The organism is Corallococcus sp. RDP092CA (assembly GCF_041903675.1).
Classification (GTDB): domain Bacteria; phylum Myxococcota; class Myxococcia; order Myxococcales; family Myxococcaceae; genus Corallococcus.
Map to the genome: position 1 here is coordinate 178513 of NZ_JAYESI010000015.1, position 17680 is coordinate 196192.

Below are 17680 nucleotides of genomic sequence, written 5' to 3' on the forward strand. Positions count from 1 at the left end.
AGAAAGCCTTTCCATGCCTTCCGTCATCCTTTCCGAGGCGGCCAAGCTGTCGAACAACGACCTCGTCTCCGGCATCATCGAGAACATCGTCACGGTGGACCGCTTCTTCGGCGTCCTCCCCTTCGAGCCCGTCGAGGGCCCCGCGGCCGTCTACAACCGGGAGAACGTCCTGGGCGACGTGCAGATGCTGGGCGTCGGCAGCACCATCACCGCGAAGGCGGCCACCACCTTCACCCAGGTGACGAGCCCCCTGAAGCGCATCGTCGGCGACGCCGAGGTGGACAACTTCATCGAGGCCACGCACTCGGACACGACGGACCAGCTCGCCGTGCAGGTGGCGGGCAAGGCGAAGGCGGTGGGCCGGAAGTACTCCAACCTCCTCATCAACGGGACGGGCGCCAACGAGGAGTTCGTCGGCCTCCTGGGCCTCGTCAGCGCCGGCCAGACGCTGGAGGCGGGGGCCAACGGCGGGCCCATCTCCTTCGAGCTGCTGGACGAGCTGCTGGACGCGGTGAAGGCCAAGGACGGGAAGGTGGACTTCCTGATGATGCACGGTCGCTCCCTCCGCTCGCTGAAGTCGCTGCTGCGCGGCCAGGGCGGCGCCGGCATCGTCGAGACGCTGAAGCTGCCGAGCGGCGAGGAGGTGCTGGAGTACGAGGGCGTCCCCGTCTTCCGCAACGACTGGATGCCCACCAACCAGACGCAGGGCAGCAGCACGACGTCCACCAGCATCATCGCCGGCTGCCTGGATGACGGGAGCCGCCGGGTGGGCATCGCCGGCCTGCACGCCAAGAAGGCCCTGGGCATCCAGGTGAAGAGCATCGGCGAATCCGAGACGAAGGACGAGTCCATCACCCGCGTGAAGTTCTACTGCGGCCTCGCCTGCTACAGCGACCTCGCGCTGGCCGTGGCGAAGGGCGTCACCAACTAGCAGCGGCGGGCATGGGCCGGGCGAGGGCGCCGCGTGTGCCCTCCCGGGCCGGCGTGCCCCGCGCTGCACCCCTCAACCTCTCGGCCGGCGCGCGCTGGCCGCCTTCCCTAGGAGTACTTCGTGGCTGCGAATCGTGTCGTGGAAGTGGAGCTGGTGGGCCCGCGAGCGGGGACGTCGTGCGTCCTCGCGGGCTTCGAATTCGTGGGCGGCGTGGCGCGGGTGCCGGCGGACGCGCAGTCCGCGCTGGACATCCTGGCGACGTACCACTCGGCGTACCCGCGCGACTCGCGGGACTTCGAGGCCGCCCAGGCGAAGTGGGAGGAGCGCCAGCGGAAGGGCGCCTCCGCGGGCGAGGCGTCCGGCGTGAAGGAGGCGATGGAGGGCCTCCAGGCCCAGTTGGAGGCGGTGAGCCGCGAGCGCGCGGAGCTGGAGGCCCGGCTGGCGCGCGCGGAGGCGGCGAAGTCCGGCAGCGCGCCGGCCCCCGAGGCGCCCGCCCCCGAGGCCCAGGAGAAGGCGCCCAAGGCCGGCAAGGCGAAGTAGTCCGCGCCCCCGCCCCCGCAGAGGACACCTCCATGGCCCTAGACACCACCCCCGGCGGTCCGCTCGCCGACTCCTACTGCGACGTCGCGGAGGCGGACGCCTACCACGCGGCGCGCGGCCACAACGACGCCTGGGCCGCCGCTGACGTGGCGGTGAAGGAGCGGCACCTGAAGTGGGCGACGTCCGTCCTGGACTCCCGCTGCGAGTGGCTGGGCGTGCGCGCCGACGCGGAGCAGGCCCTGGCCTGGCCGCGCCGGGGCGTGGTGCTGGACGGGTGCCCGCTGGCGGAGGGCACCGTCCCCCGGCGGGTGAAGTCCGCGGTGGCGGAGTTCGCCTTCCGGCTGCTGGAGGAGGACTGGACGGCGGGCCTCGGGCCCGTGGTGGACGAGGGCGTGACGGTGGGCCCCCTGAAGACGTCGAAGGAGACGCACCGGCCGGTGCCCTCCCAGGTGCTGGCGCTGCTGGGGCCCCTCGTCCAGGGCAGCGCCGGCGGCATCCGCGTCCACACCACGGTGCGCGGGTGAGCGCCCAGGCCGACAGGTTGGCGAAGAAGGCCCTGGCGCTGGTGAAGCGCTACGGCCAGGCGGCCACCCTCACGCGGGCCGGGCCGGGCGCGTACGACGTGGCCACGGCGAAGGTGGTGGCGTCCACCGCGACGTACCCCGTCCAGGTGCTGGTGCAGGCGGACAGCAGCCAGGATAGGGAAGGGGACAGCTTCGCCGACGGCGGCACCGCCCGCGCGGACCGCCGGAAGCTCCTCGTCGCCGCGGGCGGCCTGCCGGTGGTGCCAGCGCCGGGCGACACCGTGGGGCCGCTGGAGGGCCGCACCTGGCGCGTGCTGCGGGCGGACCCGCCGACGCAGCTGGGCGGCACCCCCATCCTCTTCACCCTCCGGGTGTCCGCATGACGAAGGTGGACAGGCGCATCCGCAAGGGTGCCCGCTTCAGCAAGCAGGTGCAGGCCTTCGTGAAGGCCAGCGAGGCGCGCGCCAACGAGGTGGTGCGCAAGGCGGCGCTTGGCATCCTGGCCAACGTCGTCACCGCCTCCCCGGTGGACACCGGGCGCTTTCGGGGCAACTGGCAGGTGGGGCTGGGCGAGAGGCCCGCCGGCACGGTGGACGCGGAGGACAAGGACGGCAGCGGCACCGTCTCCCGCGAGGGGGCGAAGCTGGAGGGGGTGAAGCTGGGTGACACCCTCTACGTCACCAACAACCTGCCCTACGGCCGCCGGCTGGAGTTCGGCTGGAGCGACCAGGCCCCAAAGGGGATGGTGCGCGTCACCCTCGCCCAGGTGAATGAAATCCTCGAGGAGGCGGCGAAGTGAGTGCCGTCCTCCTGGACATTCCCCGGGCGCTGGAGGTGCGGGCCGCGGAGGTGCTGGCGCCCGTGGTGGGGGCGGACAACATCGCCTACCCCAACGTCCTCTTCGCGCCGAAGGCGGGCACGCCCTGGGCGCGGGTGGACCACCTGCCCGCGCGCACGGCCGCCGCGGGGCTGGGCCAGGACGCGCAGACGCGCCACCCTGGCGTCTTCCAGGTGTCCCTCTTCTTCCCCCTGGGCGAGGGCGCGGGGCCTGCCAACGCCGCCGCCCAGGCCGTGTGCGACGGCTTCGCGCGCGGCACCTCGCTGCAGGCGGGCGCCACCGTCGTCCGCATTCAGTCCGCCTCCGCCGGGCCCGGACTCCGCGAGGAGCCCTGGTGGATGCGTCCCGTTTCCGTCTTCTGGCTTGTCCACGCGTAACCGTCGCCTCGCGCGACAGGAGAATCCCATGCCTTCCGCTTCCGGCCAGCGCACCGCGCTGCGCTTCACCTCCGAGGCCTCCTTCGGCGTCGCTGCCAGCACCACCTACAAGGCGCTGCGCTTCACCAACACGGGCCTCAACCTCTCGAAGGCCAACTACCAGTCCAACGAGATTCGGGCCGACAGGCACCTCTCCGACTTGCGCCACGGCATGGTGAGCGTCGGCGGGGACATCGGCGTCGAGCTCTCCCTCGGCACCTTCGACGACTTGCTGGAGGCCGCCCTCAGCGGCACCTGGGCCACGGCCACCACCGGCAGCGTCTCCCTCGCCGCGGACGCCGCCACCGGCACCCTCGTGCGGACCGCCGGCAGCTTCCTCGAGGACGGCTTCCTGCCGGGGGACCAGGTGCTGGTGTCCGGCTTCGTGGAGGCTGGCAACAACGGCCGCGCTCGCGTCGAGGCCGTCTCCGCCCTGGCCCTCACCGTGGACAGGGAGCTGGTGGACGACGTGGCCGCCGCCGGCCGCACCGTGGCGCTGGTGGGCCGCCGGCTGAAGTCCGGCACCGTCCTGAAGACGTTCTCCTTCGAGCGCGCCTTCACCGACATCCACCAGTACGCCCTCTACCGCGGGTGCGCGGTGGACTCGCTGAAGCTCTCCATCAAGCCGGAGGAAATCATCACCGGCACCTTCACCCTGCTGGGCAAGGACATGCAGCTGGCCACCGTGTCCCACGCGGCCACCGTCACGCCCCCGGGCACCAACAGCCCCTTCGACGCCTTCACCGGCAGCCTGCGCGAGGGCGGGCAGCTGGTGGCCAACGTCACCTCCCTCGACTTGGACATCACCAACGGGCGCTCCACCAAGGGCGTCATCGGCCAGCGCTCCGCCACGGAGATTCACGAGGGCGGCTTCGGCGTGTCCGGCACCCTCTCGGCGTACTTCATGGGGCAGGAGTTGCTGGCGAAGTTCCTCGACGAGGCCGAGTCCTCGCTGGAGGTGGTGCTGCTGGACGTCAACGGGACGGACTTCCACACCCTCCGCATTCCCCGCCTCAAGTACACGGGCGGCGAGCTGGACAACCCGAAGGAGGGGCCCGTCCAGGTGTCCATGCCCTTCACCGCGCTCCTCGACTCCGCGTCCGGCGCCTCCATCCTCTACCAGCGCAGCAACGCGTAGCCCGCGGCCCGCGCAGCCCTTCCACCCTCACCACCAGGAATCCCCCATGAATACCGCCTCCGCCCCCTCCGGCTTTGACTTCTCCAGCCTCATCCGCCACGACACCCTCACCGTGGACATCCTCCACCCCGTCACCGGCCAGCCCACGGGCATGCAGGTGGAGGTGGCGAGCGCGGACTCCCCCCGCTACCGCGAGGCCACGCGCGCCCTCATCGACAAGGCCACCGCCAGCGCGCCTCGCGCCGCTCGCCGTGCCCGCCAGGAGGCCCCCCGGGACATGGAGGCCGACGCGCTGGAGCTGCTGGTGGCCTGCACCGTCTCCTGGACGGGCGTCCTCGAGGACGGGGCGCAGGTGCCCCTCACCCCGGACAACGCCCGGCGCCTCTTCACCGCCCACCCGTGGCTGCGCCGCCAGGTGGACGAGGCCGTCTCGGACCGCGCGAGTTTTTTCGAGGAGAAGCCGAGCGCCTCCTCGACTTCGCTCGCCACGAATTCCGCCTGAGTCGCACCGACGCCGAGGGCGTCTCCGTCCGCGCCCACCTGGAGCAGGTGGAGCGCGCCACCGGGAAGCCCCCGCCGGAGCTGCTGGACGCGCCCCCGCTGCCCGACGCCCTCGCCCACGTGTGGGGGTGGTTCGCGGAGCTGTCCAACGCCCGCGGCGCCAGCGCCTTCACCCTCAACCCCATCTCCTTCCAGGACATGGCGGCCTGGGGGCGCCTCTCCGGAAACCGGCCCTCGCCCTTCGAGGTGCAGCTGCTCCGCCGGCTGGATGAAGTCTTCCTCGTTGAAGTCTCGAAGAAACAGTGACGCTGGACGGGAGGGCGAACTTGCAATCAATTACAGCGGTCGCCCTCTTCCTTCCACTGCTTGAAGTCGTCACTACGACACAGGACGAAGACGCATTCTTTGCTGACGTAGGAGCAGCAGGCGGAAGAGCCCTTCTCCGCGCAATACATCCGCTTCGCGTCTTTGTGCAGGGCAGGCGCCTTGGGCGCCCATGGCGGCACTGGAGTTGTGGGGTTGTCATCGGATCCATCTACGAGGGCCGCTGCCATACCCCGGAGTTCTGTAACGGGCCTGGTCATCGTGATGCCCGTGTCGCGGTCGCGAAGACCGATGTGGGTGAAACCGTCTCGCTCCATCTCCTCCTTGCCTGCATCAAGAGCTGGGAGCCCCTTCAGCATCGCCTCGCGGATCTGCGCTGGGTCCTTCGTGCCGTAGTTCCGCACGAGCAGAAATGTGGTGTGGCGCTCTCCAGTCGCCTCCCAGTGAAGGTCGTCGCTCCCGTGCTTTTCGTTCTCGCGTTGGACGTTGGCGATTCGCATCTGCTCCATCTCTTTCTTGCGTTGGTCGCAGGCGGAGAGGGACAGCAGGCCCATGAGGACGAGATGTGCGCGCATGGCCCGGAGCCGACCACAAGCCGCCGCTCGCCGCCACTGAGCACGTCCTCCAGGGTGCGGTGTGACCCTGCCATTCGCAACCACTCCTGCAGCAACCGAGGTCCATTATGTCCGGCGGCTTTGACCTGGCTGAACTGAGCATCCGCATCGACACCACCGACGCGAAGGAGGCCGTCACGTCGCTGGGCGGCGTGGAGGCGGCGGCCGAGAAGACGGAGCGGAAGACGACGGGGCTGGAGAACGCCACCGAGGCCCTTACCAAGGCCTTCGCCCGCGCGACGCGGGGCCTGGGCAACACGTCGAAGGCGCTGGCCGACATCCGGGCCGCCACCTCGCACCTCTCGGTGCTGGAGCAGTCCGCCGCGAAGATTCAGACGGCCTTCACCGCCACCGCGACGGCCACGGGCGCGCTGGAGGCCCAGCTCATGTCCCTCGGGAGCGCCGCCGGGAAGCTCCAGGCGACGCTCGCGGACACGTCCTCTCTGTCGCGCTTCCTCGGGCACGTGGAGTCCCTCAACAAGCGCTTCGAGGAGATGGGGAAGCAGAAGGAGGGAGTGGCGGACGCCCTCCGCACGGCGAAGGAGGAGGCCGCGAAGGCGGAGCCCTCGGTGGGCAAGTTCGCGGACGGGATGAAGCGACTGGCCGTCCAGTTCGTGGGTTTTGGGGCAGCGGGGGCCGCCATCAAGAGTTCCACCGAGGAGGCGCTGCGCTTCTCGACGGCGATGGCCCAGGTGTCCACGGTGCTGGAGCAGGATCAGCTCGGGATGATGGACTCCCTCACCGCGAAGGTGAAGGAGCTGGGCAACCAGTTTGGCCGGACACCCACGGACCAGGCAGGGGCCCTCTATGAAATCCTCAGCGCGGGCGCGAGCGACGCGGCGAAGGCCACGGAGCTGCTCACCGTGTCCAACAAGCTGGCCATCGGCGGCGTGACGGACGTGAGGACGGCGGCGGACGGCCTGACGGGCGTCATGGCCAGCTACGGTAGCCAGCTGCGCAACGTCACCCAGGCGGCGGACATGATGTTCGTGAGCGCCGCGGACGGGAAGACGAGCATCGAGGAACTCTCGCGCTTCATCGGCCGGGTGGCCCCCATCGCCTCCCAGACGGGCGTCAGCCTCGCGGAGCTGCTCGCGGCCACGGGCGCCCTCACGAAGAACAACATCCAGACGTCTACGTCCATGGAGGGCCTGCGCGCCATCATCGCCGCCGTCGCGAAGCCGTCCCACGACGCGGCGAAGCTTGCGGACGCGCTCGGCCTGGAGTTCTCCATCACCGCGCTGAAGGCCAAGGGGCTCGCCGGCTTCCTCCAGGAGGTGAATGAGAAGACGGAAGGCAGCACCGAGGAGATGGCCATGCTCTTCGGGGGCGTGGAAGCCCTGCTGCCGGTGATGACGCTCACCGGCACCGCCTCCGCGGACTTCGCGGCCTCCCTGAAGCACATGCAGGACTCCGCCGGGCGCACGGAGGCGGCCTTCCAGAAGATGGCCTCGACGCCGCAGTTCGCCCTGGACCAGCTCCGCGCGCGCTTCTCGGAGCTCCAGGGCGAGGTGGGCGGCGACATCCTCTCCGCGACGGAGCCGGGCGTCCGCGCGCTGACGGAGAACTTCGAGACGGCCACCTACGCCGTGAAGCTCTTCGGCGAGTCGCTGGTGGTGGTGGCGGCGATGCGCGGCGCCGCGTGGGCCCAGGAGTGGGTGAAGGGGTTGGTGTCGAAGGTCTCGGCGCTCACCCAGGCGCGTGAGTCTGCTACGGCCGCCGCACTCGCGGAGGCGAAGTACACCCGGGCAGCCGATGAGAGCCGCATCGCCTCGCTCCGCTCGGCGCAGGCCATGCTGGAGAAGCGGCTTGCAGCCCTCCAGGCCTCGGCGGCCGTGGAGGGCAGCCTCATGTCTGCGACGAAGCGGGCCACGCTGGCTTCCACGGAGCTGGCCCTGGCGAAGGTGAGGGAGGCATCGGCCATCGAGGGCGCGTCCCTCGCGGCGCGCGCGGGAAAGACGGCCCTGGAGTTCATGGGTGGCCCCATCGGCATCATCACCGGCGCGCTCACCCTGGCTGTGACGGCCTTCCATGAACTCGGGCGCGCAGCAGATGATGCTCGTGAAAAGACACGTCAATTCGCACAGGAGTCAGGAGCTAATGCCAGTCGAGGAAGTCAAATACTTGTCGATTTAATCAAGGGAAAGCAAACCATTGCCGAGATTAATATCGCAAAGGCTGAGATGGCCACCCTCGGTGGACGCTACCAGGACCTGCTGACGGATGAGGTAGACACCGTCAAGGAACTCTCGGCGGTCTACGATAAGCTGACGAGAGAGGACCTTAGTAAGGCTCAAGAGGAGGTGAATCGCCTCGCAAAGGAAGTAAAGAAGAAGCAAAATGATATTATGACGGTGAACTTTCGATGGGGGCTCGCCGACATCAAAGACTTCACCCGTGCGCGCAAGGACCCCAGGTTTGCACCGCAAATTGAGGAGAAACTGGTCCCATTGGAGAAGGACCTCGCGGCCCAGCAGCAGCGTCTCGCGGACATCGAGAAGGGACTCCGCGCAGTGAGGTCGGCAAAGGCCGAGGACGCGAAGGACAGCGCTGCCGAGGCAAAGGATGCCAGCGCTCATTCGAAGGAGGCCCTCAAGGAGGCCGCGCAGGAGGAGAAGGCTCGGGAGAAGCTGCTGAAGCGCCAGGAGCAGTGGCTGATGAACCTGGAGGAGGAGGCGCGCACCCTCGGCAAGACGAAGGACGAGGCGAAGGAGCTCTCCGACGAGTACCGCTCGCTGACGGACCCGAAGATGAGGGCGCGTGCGGACGCGGCCATCGCCCAGTTGGAGGCCATCCGGAAGCAGAAGGAGGAGACGGAGAAGCTGAAGAAGGCGGAGGAGGAGCGGAAGCGGTTGCTCCAGGAACTCAGCCGGGAGTTGGGCACCCAGGACGCGACGAAGTACGCCCAGGCCCAGAAACTCCTTCGTGAAGAACTGGATGCGGGGCGGCTGACGCTGAAGGACTACAACACGCAGCTCACGAAGGCCCGCGAGTTGTGGACGCCGGACGGGAAGGCCGAGGCGGCGCTGAAGAAGGAGCTGGACCAACTCCAGGCGCAACTCGACCCGATGGATGCTCTCCAGAAGCGTATGGGGATGGTGCAACGTCTCTTCGATGACCAGCGCATCACCGTGGAGCAGTACCGGAAGGAGATGGAGCGCCTCCAGGAGCAGATCAACGGCGGCTTCAGCTACGCGAAGGAGATTGTCGGCACGGCCACGCAGCACATGTCGGACGCCTTCGCGAACTTCGTCACCACGGGCCGGCTGGAGTTCTCCTCCCTGGTGGACGGCATCCTGAAGGACCTGGCGCGGCTGGCGGCGCAGAAGGCCTTCATGGCCGTCGTCAACCTGGGCATGGATGCCCTCAGCGGGAGCGTTTCGTCCGGTAGCCGCGGAGGGATGCCCACGATGGTTGGCGGCGCGGACATGAGCGGCACCTACGACTTCATGCTGGGTGGCGCGCACGCGGCCGGCGGGCCCGTCCGTGCGGCCCAGGCGCACTTGGTGGGCGAGCTCGGGCCGGAGCTCTTCATCCCCTCCAGCTCCGGACGCATCGTCCCCAACAAGGCGCTCGGGGGAGGGGACGTGAATCAGACCCTCTACATCACCATCAACTCGGACGGCTCCGCCCAGGTGAGCGCGTCAGGGGAGGGCGGGCGTGCCGAGGCGGAGCGGCTCGGGCGGCGCCTCGCCGACGCGGTGCGCAAGGTGATGCGCGAGGAGATGGCCCCCGGCGGGATGACGTACACGTTCGTCCGGGGGCGATGAGGGCGGGAGCATCGGCCGGCAGCGGGGCCATGCTGCGTGGAGGCCAGGGGCTCGTAGGAGGGCACCAGTCCGCGCCCCCGGGTAGGCACCCAGTACGCGTTCGCGCTGGGCGGGTACGGCAGCCCCAGGCGCACCTCGCAGGGCTTCGAGTTGCTGTCGCTCACATGACACCCGTCGTGTTGTCCATGCCTGGACAGAAGGGGCGGCGCTGTGCTGGCGCGGGACGCCTCCTGCGTTTGTGCCCAGACACGGATTCGATGACGAGTGATGCGCTCGCGTGGTGCTTGGGGCGGGCGGAGCGGGAGCCGCATTGATCACGGAGTGAGCCGGAAGGCGGTCCAACCGCGCCCACAACTGGGGGAGGCGCGCATCGGCAAATTGGCCCTGCCACAACGCCCAATCCGACGGGCATTAGCTCCCGATGCCTGGAAATTTGACTTAACTATGCAAAGCGAAGGACGCTCTGTCAGTAGTGCCACTTAACGCCGATTGGGGAGCAGCAAATGGATGACTGCGGCTGCAGCAAGAACCAAACACACGAAAGTGTTTTCGAATTTCTCAAGAGCAGTGGTTTAAAGGCCACTGCAGACGGAGCCATCGGTTTTGGTCTGTTCGTAATTCCAGCCCCTGAAGTTGGCATCCTTGAATATCGCACCATCCACGTCGAGGCGATCACATATACGGAATGCGTGAAGCGTGGTGCAAACTGCGTGTCATTCCAGTGGATTCCCAAGGGGATGCCCGTAACGCACAATAATAAATCGCTTACAATTTCGAGCATCAGCGAAATTAACGACCTCCAGTCGTTCTGCAATGACTCGTGTCGCGGCGGTTGCCCGATGGGGTGCTTCTGCTGGGCGGGCGAAGCCATGTGTCATCGATAACCAATGTCTTTGCTGTAGCAAGACACAGCGACCCGTCCCAGGCATCGGCACGGGTCGCTGTGCTTCACCAGCCGAACGTCCACCGCACGCCCGCGCCGGCCATCCGCTCGCGGGCGTTGGCCTCGGCGAAGGCGAAGAGTCCCAGGTTCTCCCGGAGCCGGGCCCCGCCCTCCAGGCGCGCGTAGGCGCCTGTGAGGGAGGAGACGCCGGCCTGGGCCGCCAGGTAGCCGGTGCGCACTGGCACGTCCGACAGCACCCGCGACAGCCCCGCGGCGACAACTACCCGCGGGGCGTCGTAGGGACCGCGCTCTCCACGGCCGCCTTCGCGGCGACGGCGCCGGGGGCGACGGACAGCGCCTGTCCCTGCACCTTCTGCTCGCCGTGCAGCGCGGAGAACTGGAGCTTCACCGGCGCGTGCTCGCCGGGCTTCAGTGGGCGCCACCGGCTACCCCGTTGGAGGTATTCCCCCCGTCCCGGGTGCAACGCCTACTGCCCCACCATGTACGTATTGAACTCGCTGGGACCGGGCATTGAGGCGCGCGTCTATTGGGCCCGCGGCGGCCCCTCCGCACTGCAAGAGGCCGTGAGCACCGGAGCGCTCACCGAGGCCATGGCCGCGCGCATCGCCAGGGAGATGCCGCTCCTGGCGTTGGAGGACGTGGTGGGCCTGGTGGGCTTCGAGCGGTTCGAGGACGCGGCGTCAGAGCCGCTGGTGACCGAGACGCAACTGGCCGTGCTGGAAGGGAAGTCCGACCTGGTGTGGTCACGGCAGGAACTGCTTGAGCGATGGATGCAACTGCGGTGGGTGGTGCATGGGCACCACGCCATGGTGCCGTCCGATGCGCTCGCGCGCGCCGCCCGCGACACGGAGCTCCAGGGCTACTGCTGCGACGACGTGACGGTGCGCGGGCGCACGCTCCACGTGTCCGTCCCACCCATCGCAGGCATCACGCTTCCGGATGCGAGGGGCCGAGACTGGCTGGTCGCGGACATGCTGATTGCGTCGGAGGGGGATGGGCAGCAGTGGCGCGTGCTGCTCGAAGCCCCCAGCGACACCCCTCAGCAGCAGGCCGTCGCAGGACTCCGGATTGACTGGCCCGCCGGCACCTCCGTCCGCGAGGCGCTCGACCGGTTCGTCCGGGAGGCGGCGCCTGGTGTTGACTGGCACGGGGCGTGGCGGTGGATCCTGGGCGTGCTGCTGGCCCACCAGCCACCGCCAGCCAGGGCGTAGCCTCGCGCGCGCCAGACGAAGGGCAGGCGCCAGAAGCCCAGCACGTCGGGTCGGTACTCCACGCGCGTGAAGGCCTTCATCTTCGCGTCCGCGCGCGCCGCGTCCTCCAGCGTCAAGAGGCGCGGTCCGTCCGTGGCCACGCGCTGCCCCTTCGCGCCCCACCGGTAGGGCGAGTGCCTCTGGGCAAGGACGAGATGAAGGCAGGCGGCGCGCTGCGAGGTGATGAGCGACACGGCGGGCTCCGGGGACTGCGGGTGTTCACGAGAGAGGGTGTCTTCACGCTCAGTGTCAATTGTGCCACGAAATTCACTGCGAGTCCAAGTAGACTTCTGGAGCCACCATGGCAGTTTCAATGTGCTTTCGCGAAGCACCAACGTCTTGGAGGCACCATGAGTCATGCCAAGGATCAGTGGTTTCTGGGGCAGGAGATGGAGGCGGTCATCACGAGCATTGCTATCGAGTTGGGTGTGTTACAGAGGCATTCCTGCGATGAGGTCGTGAACCCAACCTCAGATTCTGGTGATGAAGTGCGTGAGGAGGCGCTCGAACGTTTCCGTGCTGGTGACCCTTCCCTTAAGATCTTCGAGGACGAAGACGACGTCGAAGACGCGGTCGAGCGAGTGTTTGGCGACCACGCCGAAACATGCAGTTGCTTCTCCCATCGTAACAACTGACGCCTGTCATCGACACAAGAGGAAATGCCTCACGGGTGGCCGGGGCCCGCGTTCTTGGCCACCACGTTGGCGGCGTGCTGGAGCTGCGGGGGGGCGCTCTCCCAGCAGCCCCGTGACGTGCTTCATCACTTGGTGATTAAGAACGCGGAGGAGTGATGGGGAATGTCTCTTGCGGATAGAATGGTGTTTGGGAAGTCAATGCCCGTGCCGCCAAGGCAGCCTCTTAGGATTCCGGGAGGGTGGATAGTTGAGCACAATGAGCTTGGTCAGTTGGAGCCTGACGGGGCTGTTGATGATCGTCAGTTTTGGATTTGTTTTACTGAAGACCTCTTGCAGTTGCGGCATCCCCGGCTTGGCTTGTTGCTTGATGTGGGGTGGTATCCCGATTCCAGCCCAGAGGGAGAGTTTCGTGCAGTCTTGCTTCGTGGTGAAGACTGGGAGAGTCCTGTGGTGGTTTGCGAGACTCGCAGGCTTTCTGTCCTGGTTGAGAGTATTGAGGGGTGGATGCTTTGGCCGAATTTGTGAAACTTCTAATGCTGTTTGAATAGATGCCAAGCCGGTAGGCGTGGACGTGGTGCCCGTTCATGTTCCAGAGCGAGGCCCGAGCGCGGCTGCCGGTGGGAGGGACGCCTACCAGGGCTTGGCGTGAACGCGGCGCATCGGCGCTGAGAAGCCTGGGGACGGGAGCGGAGCCCGAAGGAAGCCGAAGGGAGCCGAGCCAATCCCAACGCAGCCGAGCGGAACCCAGCGCAGCCGAAGCAACGGGGGACAAGGGCGCACAACGGCGAGAAGAGCGTACACGTTCGCGTCGTCATCCTGTGCGCCTGAGCTGGCTGCCGAACTGGCGGGAAGTTTGAAGCTTCCGGGACGGAGCGCTACAGGTCGCTCCAGGTCCCCCGTGCAGGCCGTCCCCATCCGTCGCCACACGCCAGCTTCGGGCGGTGAGCGCCGCGTCCCACCCGGTGTTGCACGGCACCGGGTGGGACGTGTCTCTCTCTCTGGAGGTTGTCCCCATGCCGAGATGCAAACCGGCCGTTCCCCCGTCGCGCGTGCTCAAGGCGGAGTACGACGCCGTCCTCAACATCGGTGGTGTCGAGTTGCCCTGCTACGTCCTGAACAACGGCGTCCGTGCCCTCTCGCAGGCCGGAGTGCTCGCCGCGCTGGGGATGTCCCGCGGCAGCAGTTCGTCGAGCGGAGGGGACCGACTGGCCCGTTTCGTGGCTTTGGAGCGGCTAAAGCCCTTTGTTTCCGAAGGGTTGACCGCCGGGACCACTTCGCCCCTGCTGTTCCATCCGAAGGGCGGTGGTCCAGCCATCAAAGGCTACGAGGCGACGGTGCTGGCCGACCTGTGCGACGCCATCATGCGGGCGGACATTGAGGGCGTGCTCCAGAAGCAGCAGGCCCACATCGCGAGGCAGGCCCGCGTGGTGGCGCTCGGATTCATGAAGTTGGGCATCATCGGTCTGGTGGACGAGGCCACGGGCTACCAGCAGCAGCGCGCGCCCGATGCCCTCCAAGCGCTGCTGGACAGGTTCCTTCGAGAGGAGCCCAGTACCTGGGAGAAGCGCTTCTTCTCGGACTTCTACGAGCCGTTGTACCGGGTGTGCGGAATGCAGCCTCGCGGGGGAAATCACCCTCGGCTCTTCGCGTCCATGACGCGGTTCCTTGTGTACCGCCGTATCCTTCCGCCTGGCGCGCTTGAGGTCCTCGATGAGCGGAACCCCGCCGACGAGCGCGGGCAGCGGCGCGTGCGGCACCACCAATTCCTGACAGCCGAAATCGGCGTTGGTGCGCTTCGTGAGCACCTTGCGGAGCTACGCGCGCTCATGCGGTTGGCAGGGTCGCTGGATGAGCTGATCTGGTATGTGGACAGGGCCTTCCCTCTCGCTGGCAAGACGAAGGAACTCCCGTTCTTCCAGCCGCCCGTGGCGGAGCCCCCACGCCGCCGCGCGGGAGACTCGCCCACCACCTCGCGGTAGGCAACGCGTCCTGGTGTTCCGAGCGGGAACTCCGCTCTGTGGCCCTCGTCCACGCTCCCGCCGAACATGCCCAGCATGAGCAGGCTGATTCTCGGCGGGAGGCAGTAGGGCATGGAGCGCTTCCCCTTCACCCCGGACTACGGAGTCCAGGCGGACTCGGTGCCCCGGGTGCGCAAGGCGCAGTTCGGCGAGGGCTACACCCAGCGCTCCGGGGACGGGCTCAACCCCGTCCTGCGGCGGTGGGCCCTCCAGTTCTCCAACCTGACGAAGGTGGACGCGGACGGCCTGGAGGCCTTCCTGCGCGCCCGTGCGGGTGTCGAGGCCTTCGAGTTCGTCACCCCGGACACGGCCTGGGCCGTCACCGCGCAGCCCTTCGGGGTGGGGGACGGGGCGCGGAAGCAGTGGCTCCTCCAGCGGCCACTCTCCCCGGAGGTGCCGGAGCTGCTGGTGCCCGCCGCGGACTGGACGGCACCGCCCACCGTGTACGTCGCGGGCGTCGCCCAGATTGAGGGCACCACCTACGTGCTCTCCGCCTCGGGCCTCGTCACCTTCACCGTGGCGCCCGTCGTCGGGGACGCGCTCACCTTCACGGGCGCGGGCGAACTGGTGGCCCACGTCGTGTGCGAGGAGTGGCACCGCACGGCGAAGGGCTTCAACGCCTACGACGTCACCGCGACCTTCCAGGAGGAGGCAGGGTGAGTATCGCCAGCGACATCCAGAAGCTGGACGCGGGGGCCCTCGTGGAGCTCTTCGTCCTGGACGCCACCAGCTTGCCGGGCGGGGGCGTCAGCTACTTCCACGCGGGCACCAATGGGCTCCGCGGGCCCGTCGTCTGGCAGGGCATGGCCTACGAGCCCTGGGCCATCCAGGTGAAGGGCTTCGACAAGTCCGGCATGGGCCGGCTGCCCAGGCCCACCCTGACGCTCGCCAACGTCGCCGGCACCATCGGCGCCATGGCCAGGGACTTGAACGACCTGCTGGGCGCGCGTGTCCTCCGGAAGCGCACCTTCGTCCGCTACCTGGACGCGGTGAACTTCCCCGGGGGCGTCAACCCCACCGCCTCGCCGCTGGACGCCTTCCCGGACGACGAGTTCGTGGTGGACCAGAAGACGGTGGAGAACAAGCACGTCATCGAGTTCAGCCTGGCCGCGAAGTGCGACCTGGACGGCGTCCGCATCCCCCTGCGCATCATCACGCAGCTGTGCCCCTGGGAGTACCGCGGGGAGGGCTGTGGCTACGCCGGGCCCCCGGTGGCGAAGCTGGACGACACGCCGACGTCCAGCGCCGCCGAGGACCGCTGCGGGAAGCGCCTCGCTAGTTGCAAGCTGCGTTTCGGGGAGAAGAGCGTCCTTCCGTTCTGCGGCTTCCCGGCCGTTGGGCTCATCCGGTAGAGGGCTGTACGTCTTTCCTTTCTTCCTGGGGAAGCGTCGGACCTGTAGGTTTGACTTCATTTGGCAGTATTCTTGTGCTCATCTCATCTTCGAGTAGCTCTATTGCGGAGTCTATTAGGTTTGGTTTTTCGAGCCGGCGCGCGGCCTCTTCTGGGCCGAGGTGTATGCCGGACAGGAGTTCTATATCGGTTATTGCTCCCTGTATTTGCGCAATTACGTCCATTGCCTTTTTATATAGCCCGCGCCCAAGTAGCATCCTGTTTATTACAACGGTGTTCCGGGCTTCGTTGCACGATGCGTCTGCATCGTGCAGTTGTTTGCGTCTGAGTATTTCTTTGACTTGATTTATGCCGGCCTCTCGATTTGCCACGAACTTCTGAATTGCGCTCCTTGCCTCAAGTCTGGGGGTCTTGGCCTCTCGGAGCACCTTGACTATGTCGGACTTGCTGAATCCTTCGAATGTTTGGGCCCTGGATAGGCCGATCAGTCCGAGATATTTTCCCTGTGCGATGCGAATTTCCTTTGCGATTCTGAGGAACTCTTCATGTATGGCGCCTGTTGCGAGCTGGGCTCTTATGATTTGCTTGTCGAGTTCGTGTCGAAGCTGATCGTTCTTTGTGTTTAGTTCTGATTTTGCATGTTCTAGTGCTGTGTTTGTATCCAATTGGAGCTGGGCCTTTAGGATGTCCGCTTTTGCTGTTGCTTGTGTGTTTAGCTGGAGCTTGTAGTGTTCTAGTTTTTGGTCGAAGTGATCCTGGAGGAATCGATCGGCTATGCGTTGAACGGTGAAGATGAAGATGGCGATAAATGTTGCTCCTCCGCCTAGTGCGGAGAGGATGGTTTCTATCGTGCTCATTGGGCTTCCTGATGTTCTCGGGTGACGCAGCTCAACTAGCGTCGTTGCCCACAGACGTGACCGTCAAGTATTGGTTGAGAGTTGGTTTGCTCCCCGTACTCGGTCGCGGACTCTGTCCACGCATGCCGCGACTCTCTCAAGATGGTCAATTCTTGCCGGCTGACGCTGGCCGATGACGTCCTGCATGCCGCGCTCGGCCACGCCCAGGCGGACTTCCCCCGCGAGTCCTGCGGCCTCGTGGTGCGGGTGGACGGCGCCCAGCGGTACCGCCCCTGCCGGAACCTCGCCGACGGCCAGGCGCACTTCGTCCTGGCGCCCGAGGATTACGCACGGGCGGAAGGGGAGGGGGAGGTGGTGGCGGTGGTGCACTCCCACCCCAACGCCGCGCCGGAGCCGAGCGAGGCGGACCGGGTGATGATGGAGCGCTGGGGGCTGCCCTGGCTCATCCTCAACGTGCCCGTGGGGCACTGGCGCCTCTGGTACCCGGACGGCTACCGGCCGCCGCTGGTGGGCCGCACCTTCAGCCACGGCGTCCTCGACTGCTACACCCTCATCCAGGACTACTACCGGGAGCGCCTGGGCCTCGCGCTGCCCGACTTCGAGCGCCCGGACAACTGGTGGGCGAAGGGCGGCAACCTCTACCTGGAGGGCTTCGGCCGCGCGGGCTTCGTGGACGTCACCGGGCAGCCCCCGCGCGAGCACGACGTCCCCCTCATGCAGCTGCGCGCCCCGGTGCCCAACCACGCGGGTGTGTACCTGGGCGGGGACGTCCTCCTGCACCACGTCATGGGGCGCCTCTCCACCCGGGAGACGTACTCGGGCTTCTGGGCGCGCATCACCCAGCGCGTCGTGAGGCACGCCTCCCGATGCTGACGACAATCGTCCTGGGCGGGCCCCTGGGGAAGCGCTTCGGGCGCGTCTGGAAGCTCGACTTGTCCGTGCCTGCGCGCGTCGGCCCATCGTGAACACTCAGATCGGAGCATCGTGATCACCGAGTTCGGCCCATCGTGGACAGGAGGTTCGGCCACGTGGGCACGGAGTTCGGCCGTGTGAACAGGGAGTTCGGAGC

General features: G+C 67.3%; 20 protein-coding genes. 16 read left to right on the plus strand and 4 right to left on the minus strand.

What is annotated here, in order from left to right:
* Positions 1–13 precede the first annotated feature (13 nt).
* The 9 genes from U8525_RS18255 to U8525_RS18295 all read left to right on the plus strand — a co-directional run bounded on the left by U8525_RS18255 (position 14) and on the right by U8525_RS18295 (position 5194).
* Positions 14–931, plus strand: coding sequence for a major capsid protein (locus U8525_RS18255; RefSeq protein ID WP_374267376.1), 918 nt, complete (start codon positions 14–16; stop codon positions 929–931).
* A 120-nt stretch (positions 932–1051) separates the two neighbouring features.
* Positions 1052–1471, plus strand: a complete 420-nt coding sequence (locus tag U8525_RS18260; RefSeq protein ID WP_374267378.1) for a hypothetical protein — start codon at positions 1052–1054, stop codon at positions 1469–1471.
* 32 nt (positions 1472–1503) lie between these two features.
* Positions 1504–1995 carry a DnaT-like ssDNA-binding protein gene (locus U8525_RS18265; protein ID WP_374267380.1) on the plus strand — a complete coding sequence of 164 codons (492 nt, stop codon included), beginning with the start codon at positions 1504–1506 and terminating at the stop codon, positions 1993–1995.
* 17 nt (positions 1996–2012) lie between these two features.
* On the plus strand, positions 2013–2378 hold the full coding sequence (locus U8525_RS18270; RefSeq protein WP_374267382.1) for a hypothetical protein: 366 nt from the start codon (positions 2013–2015) through the stop codon (positions 2376–2378).
* Positions 2375–2794: an HK97 gp10 family phage protein gene (locus U8525_RS18275; RefSeq protein ID WP_374267384.1), complete on the plus strand. Its 420-nt coding sequence runs from the start codon at positions 2375–2377 to the stop codon at positions 2792–2794. Before U8525_RS18270 ends, U8525_RS18275 begins: the two co-directional genes overlap by 4 nt.
* Positions 2791–3210 carry a phage tail terminator-like protein gene (locus tag U8525_RS18280; RefSeq protein ID WP_374267386.1) on the plus strand — a complete coding sequence of 140 codons (420 nt, stop codon included), beginning with the start codon at positions 2791–2793 and terminating at the stop codon, positions 3208–3210. Before U8525_RS18275 ends, U8525_RS18280 begins: the two co-directional genes overlap by 4 nt.
* 28 nt (positions 3211–3238) lie before the next feature.
* On the plus strand, positions 3239–4387 hold the full coding sequence (locus U8525_RS18285; protein WP_374267388.1) for a phage tail tube protein: 1149 nt from the start codon (positions 3239–3241) through the stop codon (positions 4385–4387).
* A 46-nt stretch (positions 4388–4433) separates the two neighbouring features.
* Complete coding sequence (locus U8525_RS18290) at positions 4434–4889, plus strand: hypothetical protein (protein ID WP_374267390.1); 456 nt, start codon at positions 4434–4436, stop codon at positions 4887–4889.
* A gap of 47 nt (positions 4890–4936) precedes the next feature.
* A complete protein-coding gene (locus tag U8525_RS18295; protein ID WP_374267392.1) occupies positions 4937–5194 on the plus strand; it encodes a hypothetical protein in 258 nt (85 codons plus the stop codon).
* A gap of 26 nt (positions 5195–5220) precedes the next feature.
* Here the strand turns inward: U8525_RS18295 and U8525_RS18300 are convergent, their stop codons facing one another.
* A complete protein-coding gene (locus tag U8525_RS18300) occupies positions 5221–5787 on the minus strand; it encodes a hypothetical protein (protein ID WP_374267394.1) in 567 nt (188 codons plus the stop codon).
* A 107-nt stretch (positions 5788–5894) separates the two neighbouring features.
* Here U8525_RS18300 and U8525_RS18305 point away from each other — a divergent pair, with 107 nt between their 5' ends.
* The gene (locus tag U8525_RS18305; RefSeq protein ID WP_374267396.1) at positions 5895–9596 is read left to right on the plus strand and encodes a phage tail tape measure protein; all 3702 of its coding nucleotides are present in this window, start codon (positions 5895–5897) and stop codon (positions 9594–9596) included.
* A gap of 948 nt (positions 9597–10544) precedes the next feature.
* On the opposite strand, the gene U8525_RS18310 is transcribed toward U8525_RS18305, so the two are convergent.
* Entirely contained in the window at positions 10545–10724 is a 180-nt protein-coding gene (locus U8525_RS18310) for a hypothetical protein (protein WP_374267398.1), read from the minus strand.
* 35 nt (positions 10725–10759) lie between these two features.
* Positions 10760–10888 (minus strand): hypothetical protein, encoded by a 129-nt coding sequence (locus U8525_RS18315; protein WP_374267401.1) that lies wholly within the window; start codon positions 10886–10888, stop codon positions 10760–10762.
* Between the two features lie 175 nt (positions 10889–11063).
* Here U8525_RS18315 and U8525_RS18320 point away from each other — a divergent pair, with 175 nt between their 5' ends.
* The 5 genes from U8525_RS18320 (at position 11064) to U8525_RS18340 (ending at position 15755) form a co-directional block, all read left to right on the plus strand.
* Complete coding sequence (locus tag U8525_RS18320) at positions 11064–11711, plus strand: hypothetical protein (protein WP_374267403.1); 648 nt, start codon at positions 11064–11066, stop codon at positions 11709–11711.
* A 389-nt stretch (positions 11712–12100) separates the two neighbouring features.
* Positions 12101–12385, plus strand: coding sequence for a hypothetical protein (locus U8525_RS18325; RefSeq protein ID WP_374267405.1), 285 nt, complete (start codon positions 12101–12103; stop codon positions 12383–12385).
* A 1013-nt stretch (positions 12386–13398) separates the two neighbouring features.
* Entirely contained in the window at positions 13399–14364 is a 966-nt protein-coding gene (locus tag U8525_RS18330) for a P63C domain-containing protein (RefSeq protein ID WP_374267407.1), read from the plus strand.
* 111 nt (positions 14365–14475) lie between these two features.
* Positions 14476–15063, plus strand: coding sequence for a phage tail protein (locus U8525_RS18335; protein WP_374267409.1), 588 nt, complete (start codon positions 14476–14478; stop codon positions 15061–15063).
* Positions 15060–15755, plus strand: a complete 696-nt coding sequence (locus tag U8525_RS18340; RefSeq protein ID WP_374267411.1) for a phage minor tail protein L — start codon at positions 15060–15062, stop codon at positions 15753–15755. Before U8525_RS18335 ends, U8525_RS18340 begins: the two co-directional genes overlap by 4 nt.
* On the opposite strand, the gene U8525_RS18345 is transcribed toward U8525_RS18340, so the two are convergent.
* Entirely contained in the window at positions 15745–16611 is an 867-nt protein-coding gene (locus U8525_RS18345) for a hypothetical protein (protein WP_374267413.1), read from the minus strand. The genes U8525_RS18340 and U8525_RS18345 overlap by 11 nt on opposite strands.
* A 141-nt stretch (positions 16612–16752) precedes the next feature.
* Between U8525_RS18345 and U8525_RS18350 the strand changes: the two genes are divergently transcribed.
* On the plus strand, positions 16753–17484 hold the full coding sequence (locus tag U8525_RS18350) for a C40 family peptidase (protein ID WP_374267415.1): 732 nt from the start codon (positions 16753–16755) through the stop codon (positions 17482–17484).
* Positions 17485–17680 lie beyond the last annotated feature (196 nt).